The organism is Mycobacterium sp. P4_H6, from assembly GCF_056400845.1.
In genome coordinates, this window is record NZ_JBFUKN010000036.1 from 41,113 (window position 1) to 61,105 (window position 19,993).

The window sequence follows — 19,993 nt, forward strand, 5'->3', positions numbered from 1 at the left end:
ACCCCCCTCGGCAGCGCCCTGCTTCGGCTGCCCAATCCGATCTCCGCTGGCCTCCCCCGGCCAGAATCAGCTAGCTCGATATTGTTGTGTGCCGCCGACGTGATCTAGGTCACGTCCAGTCACAATATCCGCGTGGCCGGTGTCTTGAGGGCATAACCCGCTCGAGATAGGAGAACACCATGAGTGCTCACAACAGTCGCGTCGCCGTCATCGGCGGCGGATACGCAGGCGTCATCGCGGCCAATCACCTGCGGTGCAACCCCGACGTCGCCGTCACCCTGATCAATCCGCGACCGGAGTTCGTGGAACGGATCCGGCTGCACCAGTTGGTCACCGGCTCCGATGACGCGGTGGTGGACTACGCCGAGATCCTGGGCGCCGATGTGCGATTGCTCGTCGATACTGCCGAGCGGATCGACGCCGCCGCGCGCACCGTCACGCTGGGCTCCGGCGGCACCGTCGGCTACGACTACCTCATCTACGCCGTCGGCAGCACCGGCGCCGCGTTGACCGTGCCCGGTGCCGCCGAATTCGCCTATCCGATATCAGACTTGGAGCACGGCGCTCCGCTGCGCGACGCGATTGCGGGGATCCGCGCCGGCGAGCCGGTGACCGTGGTCGGCGCGGGGCCGACCGGCATCGAGATGGCCGCCGAGCTTGCCGAGGAAGGCCATGACGTGACGCTGGTGTGCGGCGGGGTGCTCGGGCCGTACCTGCACGCCAAGGGGCGCAGGTCGGTGGCCAAGGTGATGCGCAGGCTCGACGTCACCGTCGTCGAAGGACCCGAGGCCAAGGTGACCGAGGTGCGCGCGGACTCCGTGCTGCTGGCCGACGGACGCGAGCTGCGCAGTGCCGTGACGATCTGGACGGCGGGGTTCGGGGTGCCCGACCTGGCAGCCCGCAGCGGTCTGGCCACCGACGCCCTCGGCCGGCTGCTCACCGACGAGACCCTGACCAGTGTCGACAACCCCTACATCGTGGCCGCCGGCGACGCGTCCGCCACGTCGGGTCTGCCGCTGCGGATGAGCTGCCAGGCGGCCATCCCGCTGGGCGCCCAGGCGGCGAACACCGTGCTGAGCCGCATCGAGGGCACCGAGCCCGCGGTGATCAACCAGGCCTTCACCGGCCAGTGCATCAGCCTGGGGCGCCGCGCCGCCACCATCCAGGTGGCCCACCTCGACGACCGGGTGATGCCTCTGTACATCGGCGGGCGGGTCGCGGCGACGGTCAAGGAAGCCGTCTGCAAGGGCACGGTGTCGTTCCTGGCCAAGGAGGCCCGCAAGCCGGGCTCGTACTTCTGGCTCAAGGGCGGTAAGCGGGCGCAGCGGGTCGCCGACGCGAAGGCCGCTTCCGCGGGTGCACAAGAAGTCCGATGAGCGAGCACGCCGACCGGTTCACCGCGCTGCGGCCGCTACTGTTCACCATCGCCTACGAGATCCTGGGTTCGGCAACGGAATCCGATGATGTCCTGCAGGAGAGTTACCTGCGCTGGGCGGAGGTGGACCTGGACACGGTGCGCGACACCAAGTCGTATCTGGCCCAGCTGGTGACCCGGCAGTCCCTCAACGCGCTGCGGGCCCAGGCCCGCCGCCGCGAGGAGTACGTGGGTCCCTGGCTGCCCGAACCGCTGCTGGTCGACACCGAGGATGCCGGTTCGGATGTGGTGCTGGCCGAATCGGTGTCCATGGCCATGATGGTGGTGCTGGAATCGCTGACCCCCGACGAACGTGCGGTGTTCGTGCTGCGCGAGGTGTTCGGCTTCGGTCACGACGAGATCGCCGCGGCGGTCGGCAAATCCGCGGCGGCGGTACGCCAGATGGCGCACCGCGCCCGCGAGCATGTACAGGCCCGGCGCAAACGGTTCGAGCCCGTCGACGCGGCGACCAGCGAGCAGATCACCCTGCAGTTCTTCGCGACCGCCGCGTCCGGTGATGTCAGCAGTCTGATCGAAATGCTCGCGCCGGACGTGGTGTGGACGGCCGACAGCGCGGGCAAGGTCAGTGCCGCCCGCCGCCCGGTGCACGGCGCCGACCGGGTGGCCCGGCTCATCATCGGTCTGCTCCGGATCGGTGGCGACGAGGGCCGCGTCGAGTTGGCCACCTACAACAACGCGCCGGCCCTCAAGCTCTACCTGGGCGAGAGCTTCGAGGGTGTCATCACCGTGGAGATCACCGAGGGCCGGATCTCGCACTTCTATGCGATGCGCAATCCGGAGAAGCTGACCACCGCCACCATCCGCCGCGCCATCAGCCGTTAGCTTCTGACAGGCTGGGCCGGTGCGAATCGACCGGCTCGGCCTCCTGGGCAACGCGCCCGGCGTGCTGCGCTGGGTCGCCGACGCCGGGGCCCGCCTGGGTCTGGCACCGCCGGCCGCGCTGATCGGGGACTGGTTCGGGTCCAGGGCCGTCATCGCACCCTCACTGGACGCGGCACCGGCCACCGAGGTGTTCGCCGTTGTTCCCGGGGCGGCAGCAGCGGTGGGGGGCGGCTGGTTCGGCTATCTGTCCTTCCCCGACGGGCACGGCGCGCCGCGCATCCCGGAAGCTGCGGGCGGCTGGTCCGATTCGGTGCTGCGCCAAGATGGCGATGGCTGCTGGTGGCACGAAAGCCTCACCGGTGCAGCACTTCCCGAATGGTTGACCGGGGTCACCGCGACAGCGCCGCGGCCATACTCGATGCACTGGACCGCACCCGACCGCGATACGCACCTGACCGGTGTGGCGGCCTGCCTGGAGGCGATCTCCGCCGGAGAGGTGTACCAGGCCTGCGTCTGCACCCAGTTCCACGGCCGGATCACCGGTGACCCACTGGATTTCTTCGTCGACGCCGTCGACCGCACCTCCCCGGCGCGGGCCGCTTACATCGCAGGCAGCTGGGGAGCGGTGGCGTCGTTGTCCCCGGAGTTGTTCCTGCGGCGGCACGGCGAGTCGGTCATCTCCAGTCCCATCAAAGGCACGCTGCCCCTGCACAAGTCGCCTGCACTGCTGCGCGCGTCGGTCAAGGACGTCGCCGAGAACATCATGATCGTCGACCTGGTGCGCAACGACCTGAGCCGGCTCGCCGTCACCGGATCGGTGACCGTTCCCGAACTGCTACGGGTGCGCCCGGCGCCGGGGGTGTGGCATTTGGTGTCCACGGTCGCTGCCCGGATCCCGGCCGAGGTGCCGATGTCCGAAGTGCTGGAGGCCACCTTCCCGCCCGCGTCGGTGACCGGAACCCCGAAGGGCCGGGCCCGCGAACTGCTGCTGGAATGGGAAAACGAACGACGCGGAATTTACTGCGGCACAGTTGGTTTGGCTTCGCCCAGCGCAGGCACCGAACTGAACGTGGCGATCCGCACGGTGGAGTTCGACGGGCACGGCGCCGCGGTGCTCGGTGTGGGCGGTGGGATCACCGCGGATTCCGACCCGGCCGCCGAATGGGAGGAATGCCTGCACAAGGCGGCGCCGACTGTGGGTCTGGGTCAGCTGGGCGTCAGTGAATTCCACGCGGTGACCCATTCGCCGATACCGGAGAAGACGTAGAAGCCGATCTCCCCCGCGGCGGTCGTGACCACCAGGTGCTGCTGCCCGCCGACCACCGACCCCTTGAAGACCGTGGCCTCGCGCACGCCGGTGATGGCATCGACGGGCACCTCGATCGACTTGCCGGTCAGCGTGCGGAACACCAGCCGCCGCCGGGTCAGCGCGATCACCCCGGTGTTCTTGACGGTCGGGTACCCGGGCGCCGTCGCGCCGCGATAGGAACCCTTCTCCGGGCCGAGAAGGACGCCCTCCCCCGCGAGTTCGGCCCTCACCTGCTCGGCGGCGGCTTCACTGCGCCTGCGTAGCCAACCGAACATCCCCGTCTCCCCTACTCGCGTGACTTCAAGATCAAATCGTAGAGCTCCCGCTTCGATGTCGCGCCCGGATTCGCCGCAACCACCTGCGCGCACGCGTCCTTCACCCGGACTCCGTCCTCGATGAGCTCCTGCACCTCACTCACCAGCGTCTGCAGGTCTGTCTGCGGAACGGCGCCGGCCAGCACCACGGTGATCTCTCCGAGGACCCCGTGTGCGGCCCAGTCCGCGAGGTCGCCAAGGGTGCCGCGTTTGATCTCCTCGTGTGTCTTGGTCAGCTCCCGGCACACCACGGCCTGGCGGCCCGGGCCGAGCACGTCGACGGCGTCGCGCAGCGTGTCGGCCAACCGGCGCGGTGACTCGAAGAACACGCAGGTGCGCCGCTCGCCGGCGAGTTCACCCAGCCAGGTGCGCCGCGCCGCCTGCTTGCGCGGCGCGAAGCCCTCGAAGCAGAACCGGTCGGCGGCCAGACCGGACACCGCCAGCGCCGTCGTCACCGCCGACGGACCGGGCAGGCAACTCACCGTCAGGCCCGCCGYCACGCACGCGGTGACCAGCCGGTAGCCCGGATCGTTGATCAGCGGCATGCCCGCGTCACTGATCAGCAGCACGGTGGCGCCCGCGGCGATCTCCTCGAGCAACATCGGCACCCGGGTGGCCTCGTTCTGGTCGTAGAGGCTGAGCACCCGGCCGGCCGGGGTGACCCCCAGCGCGGCGGCCAGCGTGCGCGCCCGCCGGGTGTCCTCGGCGGCGATCACGTCGGCGGACGTCAGCGCCTGAACCAGACGCGCCGAGGCGTCCCCGGGCTGGCCCAACGGGGTGGCACCCAGGAGCAGTCGGCCGTCTTCCACCTGTGCAGCCTACGATCGTCGGTGATGACCGCTCCCGACACCGTGCTTCCGGAGCGCGCCGCACCCGTGATCAGCCCGGGCCCGCTTGTGCCGGTGCCGGACTTCGGGCCCGTCGACCGGCTGCAGGGCTGGGTCATGACGGCCATCATCGGGGCGCTGGCCGCGCTGACCCGGTTCCTGAACCTCGGGTCGCCGACCGACGCGGGCACCCCGATCTTCGACGAGAAGCATTACGCGCCGCAGGCCTGGCAGATGCTGGGCAACGGCGGCCTGGAGGACAACCCCGGCTACGGGCTGGTGGTGCACCCGCCGCTGTCGAAGGCGCTGATGGCCATCGGCGAGTGGATCTTCGGTTACACCGGGCTGGGCTGGCGGTTCTCCGGTGCGGTGTGCGGCGTCATCATCGTGATCCTGGTGGCGCGGATCGTCCGGCGGATCAGCCGCTCCACACTGGTCGGGGCGCTCGCCGGGCTGCTCATCATCGCCGATGGCGTCAGCTTCGTCTCGGCGCGCACCGCGCTGCTGGACGTGTATCTGGTGGTGTTCGTGGTGGCGGCCTTCGGTGCGCTGATCGTGGATCGCGACCAGGTGCGCGAGCGGATGCACGTGGCCTTGCTCGAGGGCCGGATCGGCGAAACCCCGTGGGGCCCGCGGCTCGGGGTGCGCTGGTGGCGGTTCGGCGCCGGCGTGCTGCTGGGCCTGGCGTGTGCCACCAAATGGTCGGGGCTGTACTTCATCGCGTTCTTCGGGGTGATGACGCTGGCCTTCGATATCGCGGCGCGCCGCCAGTACCGGGCACCGCGGCCGTGGCTGGGCGCGCTGCGCCGTGACACCGTGCCCGCGGTGTACGCGCTGGTCGTGATCCCGCTGTTCGTGTACCTGGCGTCCTACGCGCGCTGGTTCGCCTCCGAGACCGGGGTGTACCGGCATGAGGTGGGCCGCACCATCGGCGAGGGCGGACTGCTGCCCGATGCGATCCGCTCGCTCTGGTACTACACGGCCTCGGTGTACAAGTTCCATTCCGGGCTGACCAATGCGGCGGGCAATCATCATCCGTGGGAGTCCAAGCCGTGGACGTGGCCGATGTCGTTGCGGCCGGTGCTCTACGCCATCGATCAGCAGAACGTGCCGGGCTGCGGCGCGGAGTCGTGCGTGAAGGCGGTGATGCTGGTCGGCACCCCGACCATGTGGTTCATCGCGGTGCCGGTGCTGCTGTTCGCGGTGTGGCGGACGTTCGTGCGCCGCGACTGGCGTTATGCCGCAGTGCTGGTGGGATATGCGGCCGGGTACCTGCCGTGGTTCCTCGACATCGACCGGCAGATGTACTTCTTCTACGCGACGACGATGGCGCCGTTCCTGGTGATGCTGATAGCGCTGATACTCGGCGACATCCTGTATCAGCCCCGGCAGAACGCCGAGCGCAGAACGCTGGGCCTGATCGCGGTGAGTGTGTATGTGGCGCTGGTGATCACCAACTTCGCCTGGCTCTACCCGATTCTGACCGGGCTGCCGATATCGCAGGCCACCTGGCACATGCAGATCTGGTTGCCGTCCTGGCGTTAGGTGCCGGTTCTCCGCGCCGTTTTCTACACCTCGGCTGCTCTTCCGAGCGATCGACGACCATGGCGAAGAAAACGGCGACGGCTGGGACGAAGTTATCCACAACCAGGTCTGGATTCGGGCGTCGATCCCGCATTGGTGTCGGAAGCGCGCGCGAGTCTTCGGCCATGACCACGCCATTCCTGGGACCCGAGGCGCTGCAAGCGGGATTACTGACTCGCGGGCAACTGCGCTGGCGCTACGCCGCAGCACACCCGCGCGTCTACGTTCTGCGAGACGGGCCGCACACCTTGTCGTCGAAGATCGTGGCCGCGTGGTTGTGGTCCGACCGTCGAGCCGTCATCGCCGGGCGCGCGGCAGCGTTCATGCACGGCGCACGGTGGGTGGACGACGGCGTGCCGATCGAGTTGATAACCCGGCACGGGCGCAAGCGTGCCGGCGTGGTGGTGCGGGAGGAGAAGCTGGCGGACGACGAAATCTGCCGTATCGGCGACCTCACCGTCACCACACCCGTCCGCACCGCGCTCGATCTGGCCCGCTTTCTGTCGCCGGTCGAGGCCCTCGCCCATCTGGACGACTTGGCTTCCGTGACGGGTGTCAGCGCGGCAGACGTATTGACGCTGGCCGCGAGATACCCAGGCCTGCGCGGGATCAGGCAGGCGCGGAGTGCCCTGGGTCTGATGGACCCCGGCTCGCAGTCGCCGAAGGAATCGTGGTTGCGATGGGTGCTGGTCGATGGCGGCTTTCCTCGGCCGCGCACCCAGATTCCCGTCACCGATGGCGCCAACGTCGCATACCTGGATATGGGTTATGACGGCCCGAAGGTCGGCTTCGACTACGACGGCGCGATTCATCAGACCGACAGGCGTCGATTCGTGCGCGACATCGGCCGTGCGGAGATGATCGACCGGCAGGGCTGGATCGACATTCATGTGGTGGCCGAGCATTCCAGGGCTTTCGTCCTGCACCGGGCGCGCGAGGCGTTCATCCGACGTGGCCACCCGGTACCGCCGATTTCTACACGAAGGCGGTGAACAACTCCCTGGAACGACCCTGCTGCAGAAAACGGCACCGCGCGCCGAGCTCAACTAAGGTTCAGGTGGTGGAAACCCACGAGCTGACGCCCGGTGAGATGTCACTCCGCAGTGGAGTGGCGGTGTCCGCGCTGCACTTCTACGAGCGCGAGGGCCTGATCAGCTGCCGGCGCACCTCGGGCAACCAGCGCCGCTACCCCCGCGAGACGCTGCGCCGGGTTGCGTTCATCCGGATGTCGCAGCGCCTGGGCATCCCGCTGGCCCGTATCCGCGACGCGCTGGCCACCCTGCCCAACGACCGGATCCCCACGAGCAAGGACTGGGCCCGGCTCTCGGCGGGCTGGCGCCAGGACCTCGAGGACCGGATCGTGCATCTGGAGCGGCTGCGCGACAACCTGACCGGGTGCATCGGCTGCGGTTGCATGAGCCTCAAGGCGTGTCAGCTGGTCAACCCCGAAGACGTGCTGGCCGACCACGGACCGGGCGCGGTCAACCTGTGATATCGAACGTCTGTGCGATACGCTCGAGTCGTGTCTCTGGCCGTCCAAGGGTCGCTCTTCGACCACGATGATCGTCGCAACCTGGGCGCCGGCGCCTGGATCGACGTACGCGCCGGCTGGCTGAATGGCTGGCTGGACGGTGACGGCACCCTGTTCGACGAGTTGCTGGAAGCCATTCCGTGGCGTGCCGAGCGCCGGCAGATGTACGAACGGGTGCTCGACGTGCCCCGCCTGGTCAGCTTCCACGACCTGACCGACGGCCCCGCCCCGCACCCGGCGATCGCCCGGATGCGCAGACGGCTCAACGACATCTACGCCGGCGAACTGGGCGAACCGTTCACCAGCGCCGGACTGTGCCTCTACCGCGACGGCACCGACAGCGTGGCGTGGCACGGTGACACCGTCGGGCGCAGCAGCACCGAGGACACCATGGTGGGGATCGTGAGCCTGGGCGCGCGAAGGACTTTCGCGATGCGGCCGCGCGCCGGGGGACGCTCGCTGCGGCTACCGCAGGGCCACGGGGATCTGCTGGTGATGGGCGGATCCTGCCAGCGCACATGGGAGCACGCGGTCCCGAAGACGGCCCGACCGACCGGGCCGCGGATCAGCATCCAGTTCCGGGCCCGCGACGTGCGTTAGCCGCGTACCGCGGCCACCGCGGCGGTGAGCAGGTCCCTGGCCTTCTGGGTGTCCACCGCGGCGACGGGGGTGTTCGGCACGACCAGCGGATTGGCGGTGACGATCACCAGGTAGGAATCGAAACTCGCGACGTAGTTGAACAACTCGCCGCTGTGCGGCTTCCCGTCCACCACGGTCTGCACCACGCGATGGGTACCCACCACGCGCACACCCTCGATCTGTGGGGATTCGACGACCTCGACCAGGCCGCGCACCCCCGGCCCGCCGTAGCCGACCTTCTGGCAATCCGGGCCGGGCTCGTTGAACGGGACCGGCTCTGAGGTCTCGACGGCGATCGCGATGAACCGGTTGCCCTTGCCCTCGGCCGTGGTGGCGGCCATGTTGCCCTGGGCGCCCTCCGGAATGCCAACGCCGGCGGCGAATTTCGTACATGCCGCCGGCTCGACCCGGACACCGGCCGGCACTGCCGCCGGCGCGAGGAGCTTGGGGTCGATACCGGTGGGACCCGTCGTGGTCACCTGGTACTGCGCATCGAAGGTCGGCTTCACGTCGAAGACTCCCTCGATACCGGCACCCTGTTCGGGTTCGCCTGCCGTGCAGGCGGTGAGCGCGGCCGCGCAGGCGGTGAGGGCGAGCACCCGTGGCGAGAACATCGCCGCCAATCTACCGGCCTCAGCCGCGGACGGCGGTGACCGTCTGCGCCAGCAGGCGCGCGGCGACGTCGGGCCCGAGGACCGGCAGAGCCGAGYCCGGGTCGGTCACCACCGTCACCGAGGCGACGTATCCCGAGTCCAGATAGGCGTTGACGGTATCGGCGTGCGACCGCGTCTCGGTGCCGCCTTCGACGACGGTGGTGGCCACCGTGCTCATGGCGGCCGTCGGCGTGTCGGCGATGGCCGGTGCCTCGACCGCATTCACCGCAGCGGTCGTGCGCCCGCCGGCCAACGTCCAGGCCACGCACCCGTGCGGCACGCCGGCGCCCGCTCCCGGACCCGCGACGAGGGCGTAGACGATCCCGCCGGGCCCCGACGCCGACCAGCCCCGCACCGGCGCGCCGGCACCCGGATCGRCCAGCGCACCGCACTGCGCGGGCTCGGCGGTCCACTGCGGTTTCAGGCCCCAGAACGACGCCGGCGCAGCATGATCGGCGAGATTGCCGACCTCATAGCCGGGCGGCAGCGCGCTGCGCACCCGCGCGACCGCGGCCGGATTCACCGCGGCCGAATGCGGGGTGGCCGACGACGGGGTGGGGGTGGCGGGCTGGGATGCGTCGCATCCGGTGACGACGAGCACGGCGCCCAGACAGATCGCGTAGCCACGCATGAAGCTGTGGTACCACATCGGCGCGCACGCCCGCGGGACATCACCGCGCCAGGTAACGTCCCGCACGAGATCGCCTTCGGGTGCCCACGACAGGAGATGCAATGAACAAGCAGACGACCGCCCGCGGTGTGGCCGCGGCGGCCGCAGTGCTCAGCCTGGCACTGGCCGGCTGTGGGTCGGACACCAAGACCGAGTCGACCAGCAGCGCCGAGGAGAGCACCAGCGCCACCTCGTCGGAGGCCGCCGAAACCAGTACCAGCGCCGCGGCATCCAGCGCTCCCGCCGAGCCCGCCGGTGAGAATTACACGATCGCCGAGTACATCCGGGACAACGGCATCACCGAGGCACAGGTGAAGCGCGGCGACGAAGGCGCACCCACGGTGAACCTGCCGGCGCCGGCCGGGTGGATGGACGCCGGACCGGCCACCCCGGAGTGGGCCTACAGCCAGATCGTGTTCACCGACCCGTCGATGCCGCCACCGCCGCCGACCATCACCGCGATCATGTCGAAGCTGACCGGCGATGTGGACGTCGCCAAGGTCCTGGAGTTCGCCCCGGGTGAGCTCCGCAATCTCCCCCAGTTCGACGGCCCCGCCGAGGGTCAGCCCGACAAGCTCGGCGGGTTCGACGCCGTCCAGGTCGGCGGCACCTACGTCAAGGACGGCAAGAATCTGCTCGTCGCCCAGAAGACGACGGTCATCCCGGTCGAGGGCGGCGTCTTCGTGCTGCAGATCAACGCCGAGGGCACCGAGGAGCAGATGGGCCCGCTGATGGATGCCACGTCGGCCATCGACGACGAAACGACCATCACGCCCTAGGCCCGCGAGATCGCCGACGCGGCGGCTATCTGCTGATCGGTCGGCCGGACACCGGTGTAACGCTCGAACTGTTCGGCCGCCTGTAACGCGATGACCTCCGCGCCGGTGATCACCGCTGTCCCCGCTGCGCGGGCGGCAGTGATGAGCGGGGTCTCCGACGGCAGCGCCACCACGTCGAAAACGGCGGCGGCGGCGGCGATCACGTCGTCGTCGAAGGCCTGCTCGGTTTCCTCCGCCGCCCCGGCCATACCGATCGGGGTCACGTTCACCACGATCGGCGCCCGCAGCGACCCGACCTCGGGCGCGTACCGGTAGCCCACCCGGTCGGCCAGCGCCCGCCCGGCATCTGCGTTGCGCGCCACGATGACGCCTTCGGCGAAGCCGGCCCCGACGAAGGCGGCTGCCACCGCATTGGCCATCCCGCCGCTGCCCCGGATGATGACCTCCTGATCCGGATTGAGCCCGTGCTGGGCGATGAGGCCCTGCACGGCAAGGTAATCGGTGTTCGAGGCCCGCAGATGGCCGTCGTCGTTGACGATCGTGTTGACCGACTCGATGGCTTGCGCCGAGGGCTCGATCTCGTCGACCAGGGCCATCACGTCGGATTTGAACGGCATCGACACCGAGCAGCCGCGGATACCGAGTGCCCGCACCCCGCCGATGGCGGCGGTGATGTCCGTGGTGGTGAAAGCCTTGTAGATGAAGTCGAGGCCGAGCTCGTCGTAGAGATAGTTGTGAAACCGGGTGCCGATGTTGCTGGGCCGCGCGGCCAGCGAGATGCACAGCCGGGTGTCTTTGTTCAGCGGCGGGCGGCGCGCCATCAGCTCACCGCTCTCATGGTGCGGCGCGCCATCTCGGCGATCTCCTCGTACATCTCGGGCCGCAGGGACAGCGACTTGGCCGGCGGCACGTCCACCTCGGTGATGACCACGTTCAGATCATCGCGCACCCAGTGCGCGCCGGCACGGTTCATGATCGCCCGCATGGCGTAGTTGTCCGACAGCACCCGCGCCGAGAACCGGGTGACGCCGCCGACGTGCGCGGCCACCGCCAGGGCCTCCATCAGGAACGTGCCGATGCCGTGACCCTGGTAGACGTCGGCCACGATGAACGCCACCTCGGCGGTGCTGACGCCGTGCCCCTCCCGCACGAAGCGGGCGTCGGCCACCACCGGCCCGTCCGGTCCGGCCGTCATCACCCAGACGAAGTGGTCGACATAGTCGACCTCGAACAGGTATGCCATCAGCGCCGGGGTGGGCACCCGGGTGCTCTGGAACCGGCGGTAGAGCGTCTCGGAGGAGAACTCGATCGGGCCGCTGGTGGTGCGCACGTTGTCACCGGGCAGCACCGGGCGCAGATGCAGCACCAGGTGGTCGCGCAGGGCGATCTCGATCGGGGTGATGTGGGCCGCCAGCCGCTGCCGGGCGGTGCGCACCAGCCGGTTCATCGCCTCGGGCAGTTCCAGCATCTGAGCGAAGGCGTCCTGGTTGCCGACCCAGCCGCTCAGCTCGGTGGTCGCCACCACCGTGGCGTTGCGCGGCTTGTCACGCAGCAGCGCGATCTCACCCACGACGACGCCGGGACCGAGGTGCGAGACGGTCACCGCACCGTCCTTGCCGACGTGGGTCACCTCGGCCTGCCCGGAAGCGATGAGCAAAAAGGTCAGGGCGGTCTCACCTTGGCGCATCAGCACCTGCCCGGGCGCCGCGACCAGCGGTTGTAGCTGCGCGGCCAACGGCCTGAGGGTCTGCGCGGGGCAACCGGCGAAGAACTCCAGGGCGGCCAGTTCGTCGGCACGGACTGCGGTCACTCCGGACACCTCACGAGGCTACGGCGGCAAGGACGGGGTCGGCAACAACCCTCGTTCGGACATTTGCTATGCAGACCGGTAAACCAGCAGTTCGAAACGTTTTCTACGCATGAGTCAGATAACTGTGGCAAACTCCGCGTATGACACAAGCGCTGCGCCGCACTCGCGGGCGTCCACGAGCAGCTAACGGTGCCGAAACCCGTGAGCGGATCATTCATGCGGCTCGGCAGGTTTTCAGTGAACTTGGCTACGATGCGTCGACGTTTCAGGCGATCGCAGAACGGGCCAATTTGACCCGCCCGGCGATCAATCACTACTTCACGAACAAGAAAGATCTGTACGGGCAGGTGCTGGCGAGCACCAACACCGCGCTGTTCAACGCCGGTGTCGAGGCCGCGGCCGGTGAGACCACCCTGACCGGCAAGCTTTCGGCCTTCATGACCGGGATGATGGCCGCGCACCGCGAGTTCGACTCGGCGGCGGCGTTCCTGGTCACCTCGATGCTGGAGGCCTATCGGCACCCCGAGCTCAAGAACGACGAATACGCGCCCCGCGAGGACATCCGCGCGTTCTTGAACACCGCCGTCAGCGACGCCGCCGAAACCGGCCAGCTGGCCGCCGACGCCGACGCTGCCGCGCTCGTCGAGATGTTGCTGGTGCTGATGTTCGGGATGGGCTTCTACGCCGGATTCGTGGGCACCGATGACGAGGTCACCGCTGTTCTCGACAAGTTGCAGAGGTTGTTGACCAACAATCTGTGGAATCTGCAGGAGCCCGCCGCCAGCTGACGGCCCCAAGTTTCCGGTGCGACGCCTCCGCGGTCTCGGCTCTCCCTAGACCCCGGAAGCGTCGCATTCGTCATTTTCGGGATCGTCGTGCAATCTTGGGAGAACGCCATTACCGGTCGGGCCGTGGAAGCGGCCGCAGCGACGAGAGGAACCTCCCAGCATGGCTCGTGTCGACCCGCTGCACCCCAAGGAGTGGCCACCCCAGATGCGTGACGCGCTGGCGGCCATGAACCCGCCGGTGCGCCGCCATCCCCCGCTGCCGACCGAGGGCCGGCCGAAGGGGCTGAACGTCTTGGGCGCCTTGGCGTATCACCCGGAGCTCTCCAAGGCCTTCTTCACCTTCAACGGCCACCTGTTGTCGGCGACCTCACTGACGCCGCGCCAGCGCGAGATGTTGATCCTGCGCACCGCGGTGCTGCGGCAGGCCGAGTACGAATGGGCCCAGCATGTGGTGATCGCCGGCGATGTGGGCATCTCGCGCGACGAGGTGGCCCAGATCGCGTGGGGCCCGGACTCCTCGCTGTGGTCCGAGGCCGACGCGGCCCTGCTGCGCACCGCCGATGAGTTGGTCGCCGACGGCGTTATCGGCGACGCCACCTGGGCCACATTGAACGCGCACCTGAGCACGCAGCAGATCCTGGACGCCATCTTCACCGTCGGCGCCTATGAGACGCTGGGCTGGATGCTGCGGTCCTTCGGAGTCGAACTCGACGACGATGTGCGGGCGCACCTGACCGGCCACTGAGCCCGGACGCGGCCGCGCAGTGTGACCCGGCTCTCATGCCCTGGGCGGGCCGGCCTCCTACTACGGTCGCAGATCAAGATCGCCCTCGGGCACGATGCCTGGTCAGCGCATAATTCGTAACGTCGAATCATGACACAGGCACAACCCCTCAGGGGATCGCCGGCGGCAGCGATACCATTGCCGCGCATCAATTCTCGGCACTGGGTGGCCCGTATGAAAGCGGCGTTGCGCGCGACGTTTCTGGCTCCGGTGCAGCAGACACGCAAGAACGCCGGCCACCGCGCGGTTCAGCGGGAGGCCTTCATGGAGGACGCCGCCATGGCGCGGGAGATGTACCGGCTCTAACCGCTGGGCTGCTCCAGCACCGCGACGGCTTCGTGCAGCGGATCCGGCGAGGTCGCCACGTCGCCGATGAACGGGTGCGAAAGCTGCAGCACGAGGAACAGGTTGGTGGCGACCAGCACGCCGACGATGGCCACCATCGGGTAGTGCATCGACGGCTTTTCCACCCCGTAGATGATCGCGGTGCCCAATACCAACGCGCTGGTCAGGAAGACGACGGCCCACAGCGGCCACGGCGGTCCGTCATCGCCGTGGGCAGCCATGATCCGCACCGTCCGGGCCTGACCGACCTTGTCGAGATTGCCGAACGACGTTGCGACGATGGACTTCTGAAGGTCACCGGCCGGCACGATCTGCCCGTAGGCGCGGTACACGTCGGTCAGCGCGGCATCGGCCTGGGCCGAACGGTTGCCCGGCCACTCCGCGATGGCCGCCCGTTCATAGGTGAGCAGACGCTGCCGGATGCGTTCGGCATCGACAGCATCGAAAACCGCGGCATCCGTTGCCAACTGCACCGCGGCCGCGCCCTCGGCCCGCGCGTTGCCATCCGCTGTGTTGATGTGGCCCCACATCGCCGAGACGACGAAGCCGATAAAGAAGGCGTAGACGAATCCGATCACCCCGTAGGCGAACCGGGTGACGTCGTTGTGCTCCTCRCCGGCCAGGTGCGGGTACCGGCGCCGCACGAACCGCTGCGCCAGCAGCGCACCGCCGGCGAACAGCACGATCAGGGCGATGAGCAGCATTCCCGCCGGGACATGCTCCACCAGCCAAGCGCTCATGCCATCACATCCGCAACGTGATCGCCAGCAGCGCCAACACGCCGAGTCCGGCGAGCATCGCGGCGACGACCGAGGCGATGGAATAGCGCATCGGACCGAACTCCCTGCGCAGCGCGGCCAACTCCTGCCGGTGCTGCGCCCAGGCCAGGATCAACGCGGTGATGCCGATGACGATCATGACGGTGCCCACCAGCTGCGGGCTGACGTAGGGATCGGCCAGGCGCTCATTTTCGGACAGATACCGGAAGATCTGAAAGATGGTGAACCCGAACGCGATCAGCGAGGTCGCCGTCCGGGTCCACGCCATCAAAGTGCGCTCCAGGGCCAGCCGGTTGCGTTCGGCGGCGAGCCGGGTGTTGGGGTCCAGCGGCCGGTCGGTCATCGAGACCAGCATGACACCGGGGCCGCCGCTCACACCGTCGGCGCGCCGACCACCGACAGCAGTTGCAGCTTCTCGTAGCTTTCACTACCGGGCGCCGCGGTGAAGACCAGCAGCGTGTGTGATTCATCGGGGTCCAGCAGAATCTGGCAGTTCAGCTCCAGCGACCCGACCTCAGGATGGTTGTAGCGCTTGACCTCTCGCGGTCTGATCCCGACCTCGTGTTCGGACCACAACGCCCGGAACTCCTTGCTCTGCCCGGTGAGCAACTCGACGTAGCGGGCCGCCCTGGACTCGGGCCCACGCAGGGTGAGCACACCGCGAAGCCCCGAAACGTAGAGCCGCGAATAGAATTCGTGGTCCTCGGGTGGATGGATGTCGCGGGCCACGGGGTCGGTGAACCAGCGGTAGCCGATGCTACGGGCCGGGCCGGTGTGCCGGCACAGATCCCCGGCGAGCGCGACGCCCAGCGGCGTCTGACGCAGCGTCTCCCCCAGCTCGGTGACGATCTCGGCCGGGGTGTCGGTGAGCCGGTCGAGAATCCGCAGCATCCCGGGGCTGATGTGATCGGTGCCCGAACCCCGCACCGGCGGCCGATGCCCGRCCAGCCGGTACAGGTGGTCGCGCTCGTGGCGGGATAGATGCAACCCCTGCGCGATCGAGGCGATCATCTGCTCGGAGGGGTGCGGGCCGCGCTCGCGCTCCAATCTTGCGTAGTAGTCGGTCGACATGTGGCACAGCGCGGCAACCTCTTCGCGGCGCAACCCACTCGTGCGGCGGCGCCGTCCCCGCGGCAGCCCCACGTCCTCGGGCTGCAGTGCACTGCGCCGGCAGACCAGGAATTCCGCCAGGCCGGCTCGATCGATCATGGCTGCCATTGTCGCCCGCCGCGGATCGCGCAGCCACGGATCGTCAGGCCGTGGATATGACTGCCGATGCCGGGCAGTCTCGAACACATGACACGCGGACAGTACGACATCACCATTGCCGACCTCACCGGGCAACGAGCGGTGGTGACCGGAGCCAGTGACGGCATCGGGCTCGGCATCGCCGCCCGCCTGGCGCGGGCCGGCGCCGAGGTGATCATGCCGGTGCGCAACACCGCCAAGGGCGAGGCGGCGGTCGCCACCATCCGCTCCCAGCATCCGCAGGCGAAGCTGTCACTGGAGGCGCTGGATCTCTCCTCGCTGGCCTCGGTCGCAGCGCTGGGTGCGAAGCTGCGCACCGGTGGCGCCCCGATCCACCTCCTGATCAACAACGCCGGGGTGATGACACCGCCCGATCGTCAGATCACCGCCGACGGCTTCGAGCTGCAGTTCGGCACCAATCACCTCGGGCACTTCGCACTCACCGCGCACCTGCTGCCATTGCTGTCGGCCGGACGTGCGCGGGTGAGCTCGCAGACGAGCATCGCCGCGCGCAGCGGCGAGATCCACTGGGAGGACCTGAACTGGGAGCGCGGGTATGACGGCATGCGCGCCTACCGGCAGTCCAAGATCGCGTTCGGACTGTTCGGGCTGGAGCTCGCCCGCCGCAGCGCCGCCGCGGGCTGGGGCATCACCAGCAACATCTCCCATCCCGGCGTCGCCCCGACCAGCCTGCTCGCAGCACGTCCCGAAGTCGGACGGGACAAGGACACCACCGGCGTACGGATCATCCGCCGGCTGTCGGCGCGCGGCCTCGGCGTGGGAACGGTGGACAGCGCGAAGCTTCCCGCACTGATGGCTGCGACGACGCCCGACCCCGGCGTGTTCTACGGGCCCACCTGGCCGGGTAACGTGGGCGGCCCGCCCGGGCTGCAGAAACTCTGGAAGCCGTTGCGCGACAGCGCATCCGCTGCCCGGGTATGGGAGGTGTCGCAGGAACTCACCGGCGTGAGATTCGCGTGAGCAACCAGGATCTTCGGCGCGCGTCACGGCGTTGGTCATCCGTAGGCGGGATAGCGTCCCTCCCAGATGGCGAGTTGCTCGGCGCGGTGGCCGTGGGCGATGGCGGTCTCGGGGCCCAGCAGCATCGTGGACCCGCCTGCGCCGTCATAACGCTGCCAGGGCTCTGCGCCGCGGATGAATTCCAGCCAGTGGTCCTGAACGGTTTCTGACATCCGGCGGGCCGCCCCGTCGTCGCCGGCCAGCGCGGGCGCGGCGTCCACGTTGCCGAACACCAGTGCCAGGCACGAGTCGTGGCATGCGCCCCATCCGGCACGCGGGGAAGACCACTGCAGTTCGTAGCGGAACACCGTGTTGCCGCGCCCGGCGTGTGCGCGGACGAACTGCTCGGTCGGCGCGGTGAAGTGGTAGTCGGTGACCATGGCGGCGGCTGCCTCACGCATCGTGGGATGGTCGGCGCGGTAGGTCGCCACCACCGCGTCCGCGTCGTGACCGGCCCCGGCGAGTGCCTGCGCCCGGTCCCGCAGGTACTGCGCGGTGAAGACGCGCTCATCCAGCGCGGCATCGAAGATCCGCCACTCGTCGCGCGTCGTCCCGGCGAGGATGGGGATGGTCGGCAGGGCACGTGTCTGCGCGACCACCAAGGGGTGTTCGTCGATGACATCGCCGTCGATGCAGGGGTGGAACGGGCCCTGCGGGGGCACGAACCCGGTGTCGATACCGCCTTGTGCGGCAAGGATCTCCTCGACACCCGGTTCTCCGTCGCGCGTGAGAACACCGGTCGAGAGGATCTGCCCGGCCACGGCCGAGGCGGCCGCGGTCGAGCGCACGCGCTCCAGGCCACCGCTCTGCAGGATCGCGCGGTCGAACAGGTCGCAGCCGCCGGCGAGCAGGGCGGAGATCGCGACCGCACCGGAGGACTGTCCCGCCACCGTGATGGCGCTCGGGTCGCCTCCGAACGCGGCGATCTCCTCGCGGACCCACCGCAGCGCGTGCCGCTGGTCGCGCAGTGCCAGGTTGGTGGAGCCGGCCCCGTGCCGATCAGGCGCGTAGAGCGTGCCCAGCACGCCGAGCCGGAAGTTCAGCGTCACCACCACGATGTCGCCGCGCCGGGCCAGTCGCGAACCGTCGAGCAGCGCGGCGGATCCGTGCCCCTGCGTCTGGCCGCCGCCGTGCAGGAACACCAGCACGGGCCGGCGCTGGTCGTCGACCGCGGGCGTCCAGATGTTGAGCGTGAGACAGTCCTCGCTCATCGTGAGGCCGCGCTTGGCCAGCCGTTGCGGCGAGATGTCCTGCGGGGCAATCGCTCCGAAGGTGGTGGCCGCCCGCACGCCTGCCCAACTCGGCGGGGGTTGCGGTGGACACCAACGCCGCCGGCCCGTCGGCGCGGCCGCGTACGGCACACCGCGGAAGACGGCGATGCCCGCGCGGGCATCGCCGCGCAGCGCTCCGTACGAGGTGTGCGCGACTGCGGTCACGGGCGCTCGGTCAGGGGGTATTCCCGCGCCATCGCACCGTCGAGTATCCGGGTCAGGAAGTCGCGGCCCTTGAAGCTCACCACCTCCACCCGGAGCCCGCTGCGCGGGTCGCGCAGAAACGCCACGCCGGCGCCCGTGCGCTCCAACTCCCAACCGTCGTCCTGCAGCCGCGCGACGTCGTCGCGCCAGCGCTGCGCGTAGTAGCCGACGTGGTGCATGCCACCGAGTTTCGGTTCGGCGAAGATCGAGTCTGCGGCCGCGACAACCTCGATCAGCTCCAGATACGGCGGGCCGGACGTGGAGAAGGCGATGCGCACGGTCTGATCGTCGGCGGACCCGTCCGGACGGGTGAAGCCGCTGCGCATCTCGAAAGGTTGCGCCCAGGTGATCTGCAGGGCGTCGGTGAGTGATTGCATGGCAGCCGGCAGATCGGGGACGAGGTGGCCCACGTGATAAACGTTGTCGAAGGCCGACGCGGCGAGCGTTTCGAGAGTCGGATCCATGTCAGAACCGGTATCTGGCGCGGATGGCGTCGAAGCGTGCATGCAGTTGCGCGGCCCGCTGCTGCGGCGTGACGCGCCGGGTACCCGTCGGCAACACGGCGTCCAGCTCGGCCAGGCGCACGACCGACGTGCTGACCTCGGGCAATTGCCGACTTCCGATCACCCGCATCGTGAGGTAGCCCTCGCCGAAGCGTTGCGTGTCGATCCAGTTGTGCACGCCGGGGTCGTTGTGGGCCATGACCATTCGTACGCGGCCGTCGGAGTCGGTCGCCGCTCTGCTCGGCGTGTAGCTCACCGGCCGGTACAGGTAGTCCATGCTGTTCCAGAATGCGCCCATGTTGGTCAACATCCAGAACTGACCGTCGTCGGCGAATTCGAAGACCAACGCTTCGTCCGGCCCGAGACGCCACGGCATGGTGACGATGAGCCGGCCGCGGCGCGCGTCGCGCTGCTCCGCCGTGCCCTCGAAACGGGCACCGGGGAATGCGTTGGGCTCGGGCTCGCCGAACAGCGAGCCGATCTCCAGTTCGCGATCCGGCCAGTCCGTCATCGCCCCGGTGAGGAAGTCGCCGGCCCACTGCATCGACGCGATGAGATCCTGCGGTGTCGGCACGGGACGTGGCTCATCCATGTCGATGCGCTCGATGCTGAACTGTGCCGAGCGCTCGCTCCAGGAGTCGAAGCCCTGCCGCATGAACAACTTGCGGGATCCGGGTG

Annotated in this window: 23 protein-coding genes and 1 pseudogene; 12 read left to right on the forward strand and 12 right to left on the reverse strand. The window is 68.9% G+C overall.

What is annotated here, in order from left to right; genetic code table 11:
* The first annotated feature begins 179 nt into the window (after nucleotides 1-179).
* From AC1DTF_RS16595 to AC1DTF_RS16605, 3 genes are read left to right on the forward strand one after another with little or no spacing between them, the layout of a single operon-like run.
* On the forward strand, nucleotides 180-1,376 hold the full coding sequence (locus AC1DTF_RS16595; protein WP_477474850.1) for an NAD(P)/FAD-dependent oxidoreductase: 1,197 nt from the start codon (nucleotides 180-182) through the stop codon (nucleotides 1,374-1,376).
* The gene (locus AC1DTF_RS16600) at nucleotides 1,373-2,257 is read left to right on the forward strand and encodes an RNA polymerase sigma-70 factor (protein WP_477474851.1); all 885 of its coding nucleotides are present in this window, start codon (nucleotides 1,373-1,375) and stop codon (nucleotides 2,255-2,257) included. Before AC1DTF_RS16595 ends, AC1DTF_RS16600 begins: the two co-directional genes overlap by 4 nt.
* Nucleotides 2,258-2,276: 19 nt before the next feature.
* Entirely contained in the window at nucleotides 2,277-3,524 is a 1,248-nt protein-coding gene (locus AC1DTF_RS16605) for an aminodeoxychorismate synthase component I (RefSeq protein ID WP_477474852.1), read from the forward strand.
* On the opposite strand, the gene AC1DTF_RS16610 is transcribed toward AC1DTF_RS16605, so the two are convergent.
* On the reverse strand, nucleotides 3,464-3,841 hold the full coding sequence (locus AC1DTF_RS16610) for a hypothetical protein (protein WP_477474853.1): 378 nt from the start codon (nucleotides 3,839-3,841) through the stop codon (nucleotides 3,464-3,466). The genes AC1DTF_RS16605 and AC1DTF_RS16610 overlap by 61 nt on opposite strands.
* Before the next feature lie 11 nt (nucleotides 3,842-3,852).
* Nucleotides 3,853-4,689 carry a 16S rRNA (cytidine(1402)-2'-O)-methyltransferase gene (rsmI, locus tag AC1DTF_RS16615; protein ID WP_477474854.1) on the reverse strand — a complete coding sequence of 279 codons (837 nt, stop codon included), beginning with the start codon at nucleotides 4,687-4,689 and terminating at the stop codon, nucleotides 3,853-3,855.
* 24 nt (nucleotides 4,690-4,713) lie between these two features.
* Here rsmI and AC1DTF_RS16620 point away from each other — a divergent pair, with 24 nt between their 5' ends.
* The 4 genes from AC1DTF_RS16620 to AC1DTF_RS16635 all read left to right on the forward strand — a co-directional run bounded on the left by AC1DTF_RS16620 (nucleotide 4,714) and on the right by AC1DTF_RS16635 (nucleotide 8,422).
* Nucleotides 4,714-6,252, forward strand: coding sequence for a dolichyl-phosphate-mannose--protein mannosyltransferase (locus tag AC1DTF_RS16620; RefSeq protein WP_057168280.1), 1,539 nt, complete (start codon nucleotides 4,714-4,716; stop codon nucleotides 6,250-6,252).
* A 164-nt stretch (nucleotides 6,253-6,416) separates the two neighbouring features.
* Nucleotides 6,417-7,283, forward strand: a complete 867-nt coding sequence (locus AC1DTF_RS16625) for a hypothetical protein (RefSeq protein ID WP_057168281.1) — start codon at nucleotides 6,417-6,419, stop codon at nucleotides 7,281-7,283.
* A 68-nt stretch (nucleotides 7,284-7,351) separates the two neighbouring features.
* Nucleotides 7,352-7,783 (forward strand): redox-sensitive transcriptional activator SoxR, encoded by a 432-nt coding sequence (gene soxR, locus AC1DTF_RS16630; RefSeq protein WP_082614276.1) that lies wholly within the window; start codon nucleotides 7,352-7,354, stop codon nucleotides 7,781-7,783.
* A 30-nt stretch (nucleotides 7,784-7,813) separates the two neighbouring features.
* Nucleotides 7,814-8,422, forward strand: coding sequence for an alpha-ketoglutarate-dependent dioxygenase AlkB (locus AC1DTF_RS16635; RefSeq protein ID WP_057168282.1), 609 nt, complete (start codon nucleotides 7,814-7,816; stop codon nucleotides 8,420-8,422).
* Here the strand turns inward: AC1DTF_RS16635 and AC1DTF_RS16640 are convergent.
* Together AC1DTF_RS16640 and AC1DTF_RS16645 are read right to left on the reverse strand one after the other, a co-directional pair.
* Entirely contained in the window at nucleotides 8,419-9,075 is a 657-nt protein-coding gene (locus AC1DTF_RS16640; RefSeq protein ID WP_477474855.1) for a DUF5642 family protein, read from the reverse strand. The two genes, AC1DTF_RS16635 and AC1DTF_RS16640, sit on opposite strands and share 4 nt — an antisense overlap.
* A 19-nt stretch (nucleotides 9,076-9,094) precedes the next feature.
* Nucleotides 9,095-9,811 carry a DUF5642 family protein gene (locus AC1DTF_RS16645; RefSeq protein WP_477474856.1) on the reverse strand — a complete coding sequence of 239 codons (717 nt, stop codon included), beginning with the start codon at nucleotides 9,809-9,811 and terminating at the stop codon, nucleotides 9,095-9,097.
* A gap of 35 nt (nucleotides 9,812-9,846) precedes the next feature.
* Between AC1DTF_RS16645 and lpqN the strand changes: the two genes are divergently transcribed.
* Nucleotides 9,847-10,563 (forward strand): envelope biogenesis lipoprotein LpqN, encoded by a 717-nt coding sequence (lpqN, locus tag AC1DTF_RS16650; protein WP_477474857.1) that lies wholly within the window; start codon nucleotides 9,847-9,849, stop codon nucleotides 10,561-10,563.
* On the opposite strand, the gene AC1DTF_RS16655 is transcribed toward lpqN, so the two are convergent.
* Together AC1DTF_RS16655 and AC1DTF_RS16660 are read right to left on the reverse strand one after the other, a co-directional pair.
* A complete protein-coding gene (locus tag AC1DTF_RS16655; protein ID WP_477474858.1) occupies nucleotides 10,560-11,384 on the reverse strand; it encodes a shikimate 5-dehydrogenase in 825 nt (274 codons plus the stop codon). The genes lpqN and AC1DTF_RS16655 overlap by 4 nt on opposite strands.
* Nucleotides 11,384-12,382 carry a GNAT family N-acetyltransferase gene (locus AC1DTF_RS16660; RefSeq protein ID WP_057168286.1) on the reverse strand — a complete coding sequence of 333 codons (999 nt, stop codon included), beginning with the start codon at nucleotides 12,380-12,382 and terminating at the stop codon, nucleotides 11,384-11,386. The genes AC1DTF_RS16655 and AC1DTF_RS16660 overlap by 1 nt, the downstream gene beginning before the upstream one ends.
* 131 nt (nucleotides 12,383-12,513) lie before the next feature.
* On the opposite strand from AC1DTF_RS16660, the gene AC1DTF_RS16665 reads away from it, so the two are divergent.
* The 3 genes from AC1DTF_RS16665 (at nucleotide 12,514) to AC1DTF_RS16675 (ending at nucleotide 14,251) form a co-directional block, all read left to right on the forward strand.
* A complete protein-coding gene (locus tag AC1DTF_RS16665; protein ID WP_057168287.1) occupies nucleotides 12,514-13,161 on the forward strand; it encodes a TetR/AcrR family transcriptional regulator in 648 nt (215 codons plus the stop codon).
* Between the two features lie 160 nt (nucleotides 13,162-13,321).
* Complete coding sequence (locus AC1DTF_RS16670) at nucleotides 13,322-13,906, forward strand: carboxymuconolactone decarboxylase family protein (RefSeq protein ID WP_477474859.1); 585 nt, start codon at nucleotides 13,322-13,324, stop codon at nucleotides 13,904-13,906.
* 129 nt (nucleotides 13,907-14,035) lie between these two features.
* On the forward strand, nucleotides 14,036-14,251 hold the full coding sequence (locus AC1DTF_RS16675) for a hypothetical protein (RefSeq protein ID WP_156409248.1): 216 nt from the start codon (nucleotides 14,036-14,038) through the stop codon (nucleotides 14,249-14,251).
* On the opposite strand, the gene AC1DTF_RS16680 is transcribed toward AC1DTF_RS16675, so the two are convergent.
* Genes AC1DTF_RS16680 through AC1DTF_RS16690 form a run of 3 tightly spaced genes read right to left on the reverse strand, consistent with a single transcriptional unit; the run spans nucleotide 14,248 to nucleotide 16,278 of the window.
* Nucleotides 14,248-15,030 (reverse strand): bestrophin-like domain, encoded by a 783-nt coding sequence (locus AC1DTF_RS16680; RefSeq protein ID WP_057168289.1) that lies wholly within the window; start codon nucleotides 15,028-15,030, stop codon nucleotides 14,248-14,250. The genes AC1DTF_RS16675 and AC1DTF_RS16680 overlap by 4 nt on opposite strands.
* Nucleotides 15,031-15,034: 4 nt before the next feature.
* On the reverse strand, nucleotides 15,035-15,412 hold the full coding sequence (locus tag AC1DTF_RS16685) for a YidH family protein (protein WP_200962188.1): 378 nt from the start codon (nucleotides 15,410-15,412) through the stop codon (nucleotides 15,035-15,037).
* A gap of 29 nt (nucleotides 15,413-15,441) precedes the next feature.
* Nucleotides 15,442-16,278 carry a helix-turn-helix transcriptional regulator gene (locus AC1DTF_RS16690; RefSeq protein WP_477474860.1) on the reverse strand — a complete coding sequence of 279 codons (837 nt, stop codon included), beginning with the start codon at nucleotides 16,276-16,278 and terminating at the stop codon, nucleotides 15,442-15,444.
* An 87-nt stretch (nucleotides 16,279-16,365) separates the two neighbouring features.
* Between AC1DTF_RS16690 and AC1DTF_RS16695 the strand changes: the two genes are divergently transcribed.
* Nucleotides 16,366-17,298, forward strand: a complete 933-nt coding sequence (locus AC1DTF_RS16695; protein ID WP_477474861.1) for an SDR family oxidoreductase — start codon at nucleotides 16,366-16,368, stop codon at nucleotides 17,296-17,298.
* 35 nt (nucleotides 17,299-17,333) lie between these two features.
* On the opposite strand, the gene AC1DTF_RS16700 is transcribed toward AC1DTF_RS16695, so the two are convergent.
* The 3 genes and pseudogenes from AC1DTF_RS16700 to AC1DTF_RS16710 all read right to left on the reverse strand — a co-directional run.
* Complete coding sequence (locus AC1DTF_RS16700) at nucleotides 17,334-18,773, reverse strand: carboxylesterase/lipase family protein (RefSeq protein ID WP_477474862.1); 1,440 nt, start codon at nucleotides 18,771-18,773, stop codon at nucleotides 17,334-17,336.
* Complete coding sequence (locus AC1DTF_RS16705; RefSeq protein ID WP_477474863.1) at nucleotides 18,770-19,276, reverse strand: VOC family protein; 507 nt, start codon at nucleotides 19,274-19,276, stop codon at nucleotides 18,770-18,772. The genes AC1DTF_RS16700 and AC1DTF_RS16705 overlap by 4 nt, the downstream gene beginning before the upstream one ends.
* 1 nt (nucleotide 19,277) lies before the next feature.
* Nucleotides 19,278-19,993, reverse strand: a pseudogene (locus tag AC1DTF_RS16710) (DUF1214 domain-containing protein); the annotation flags it as partial.

Coding starts and splice junctions, on each gene's coding strand:
- AC1DTF_RS16595 (WP_477474850.1), top strand. CDS start 180: ATGAGTGCTCACAACAGTCGCGTCGCCGTCATCGGCGGCGGATACGCA.
- AC1DTF_RS16600 (WP_477474851.1), top strand. CDS start 1,373: ATGAGCGAGCACGCCGACCGGTTCACCGCGCTGCGGCCGCTACTGTTC.
- AC1DTF_RS16610 (WP_477474853.1), bottom strand. CDS start 3,841: ATGTTCGGTTGGCTACGCAGGCGCAGTGAAGCCGCCGCCGAGCAGGTG.
- AC1DTF_RS16620 (WP_057168280.1), top strand. CDS start 4,714: ATGACCGCTCCCGACACCGTGCTTCCGGAGCGCGCCGCACCCGTGATC.
- AC1DTF_RS16625 (WP_057168281.1), top strand. CDS start 6,417: ATGACCACGCCATTCCTGGGACCCGAGGCGCTGCAAGCGGGATTACTG.
- AC1DTF_RS16640 (WP_477474855.1), bottom strand. CDS start 9,075: ATGTTCTCGCCACGGGTGCTCGCCCTCACCGCCTGCGCGGCCGCGCTC.
- lpqN (WP_477474857.1), top strand. CDS start 9,847: ATGAACAAGCAGACGACCGCCCGCGGTGTGGCCGCGGCGGCCGCAGTG.
- AC1DTF_RS16655 (WP_477474858.1), bottom strand. CDS start 11,384: ATGGCGCGCCGCCCGCCGCTGAACAAAGACACCCGGCTGTGCATCTCG.
- AC1DTF_RS16665 (WP_057168287.1), top strand. CDS start 12,514: ATGACACAAGCGCTGCGCCGCACTCGCGGGCGTCCACGAGCAGCTAAC.
- AC1DTF_RS16670 (WP_477474859.1), top strand. CDS start 13,322: ATGGCTCGTGTCGACCCGCTGCACCCCAAGGAGTGGCCACCCCAGATG.
- AC1DTF_RS16675 (WP_156409248.1), top strand. CDS start 14,036: ATGACACAGGCACAACCCCTCAGGGGATCGCCGGCGGCAGCGATACCA.
- AC1DTF_RS16685 (WP_200962188.1), bottom strand. CDS start 15,412: ATGACCGACCGGCCGCTGGACCCCAACACCCGGCTCGCCGCCGAACGC.
- AC1DTF_RS16695 (WP_477474861.1), top strand. CDS start 16,366: ATGACACGCGGACAGTACGACATCACCATTGCCGACCTCACCGGGCAA.
- AC1DTF_RS16705 (WP_477474863.1), bottom strand. CDS start 19,276: ATGGATCCGACTCTCGAAACGCTCGCCGCGTCGGCCTTCGACAACGTT.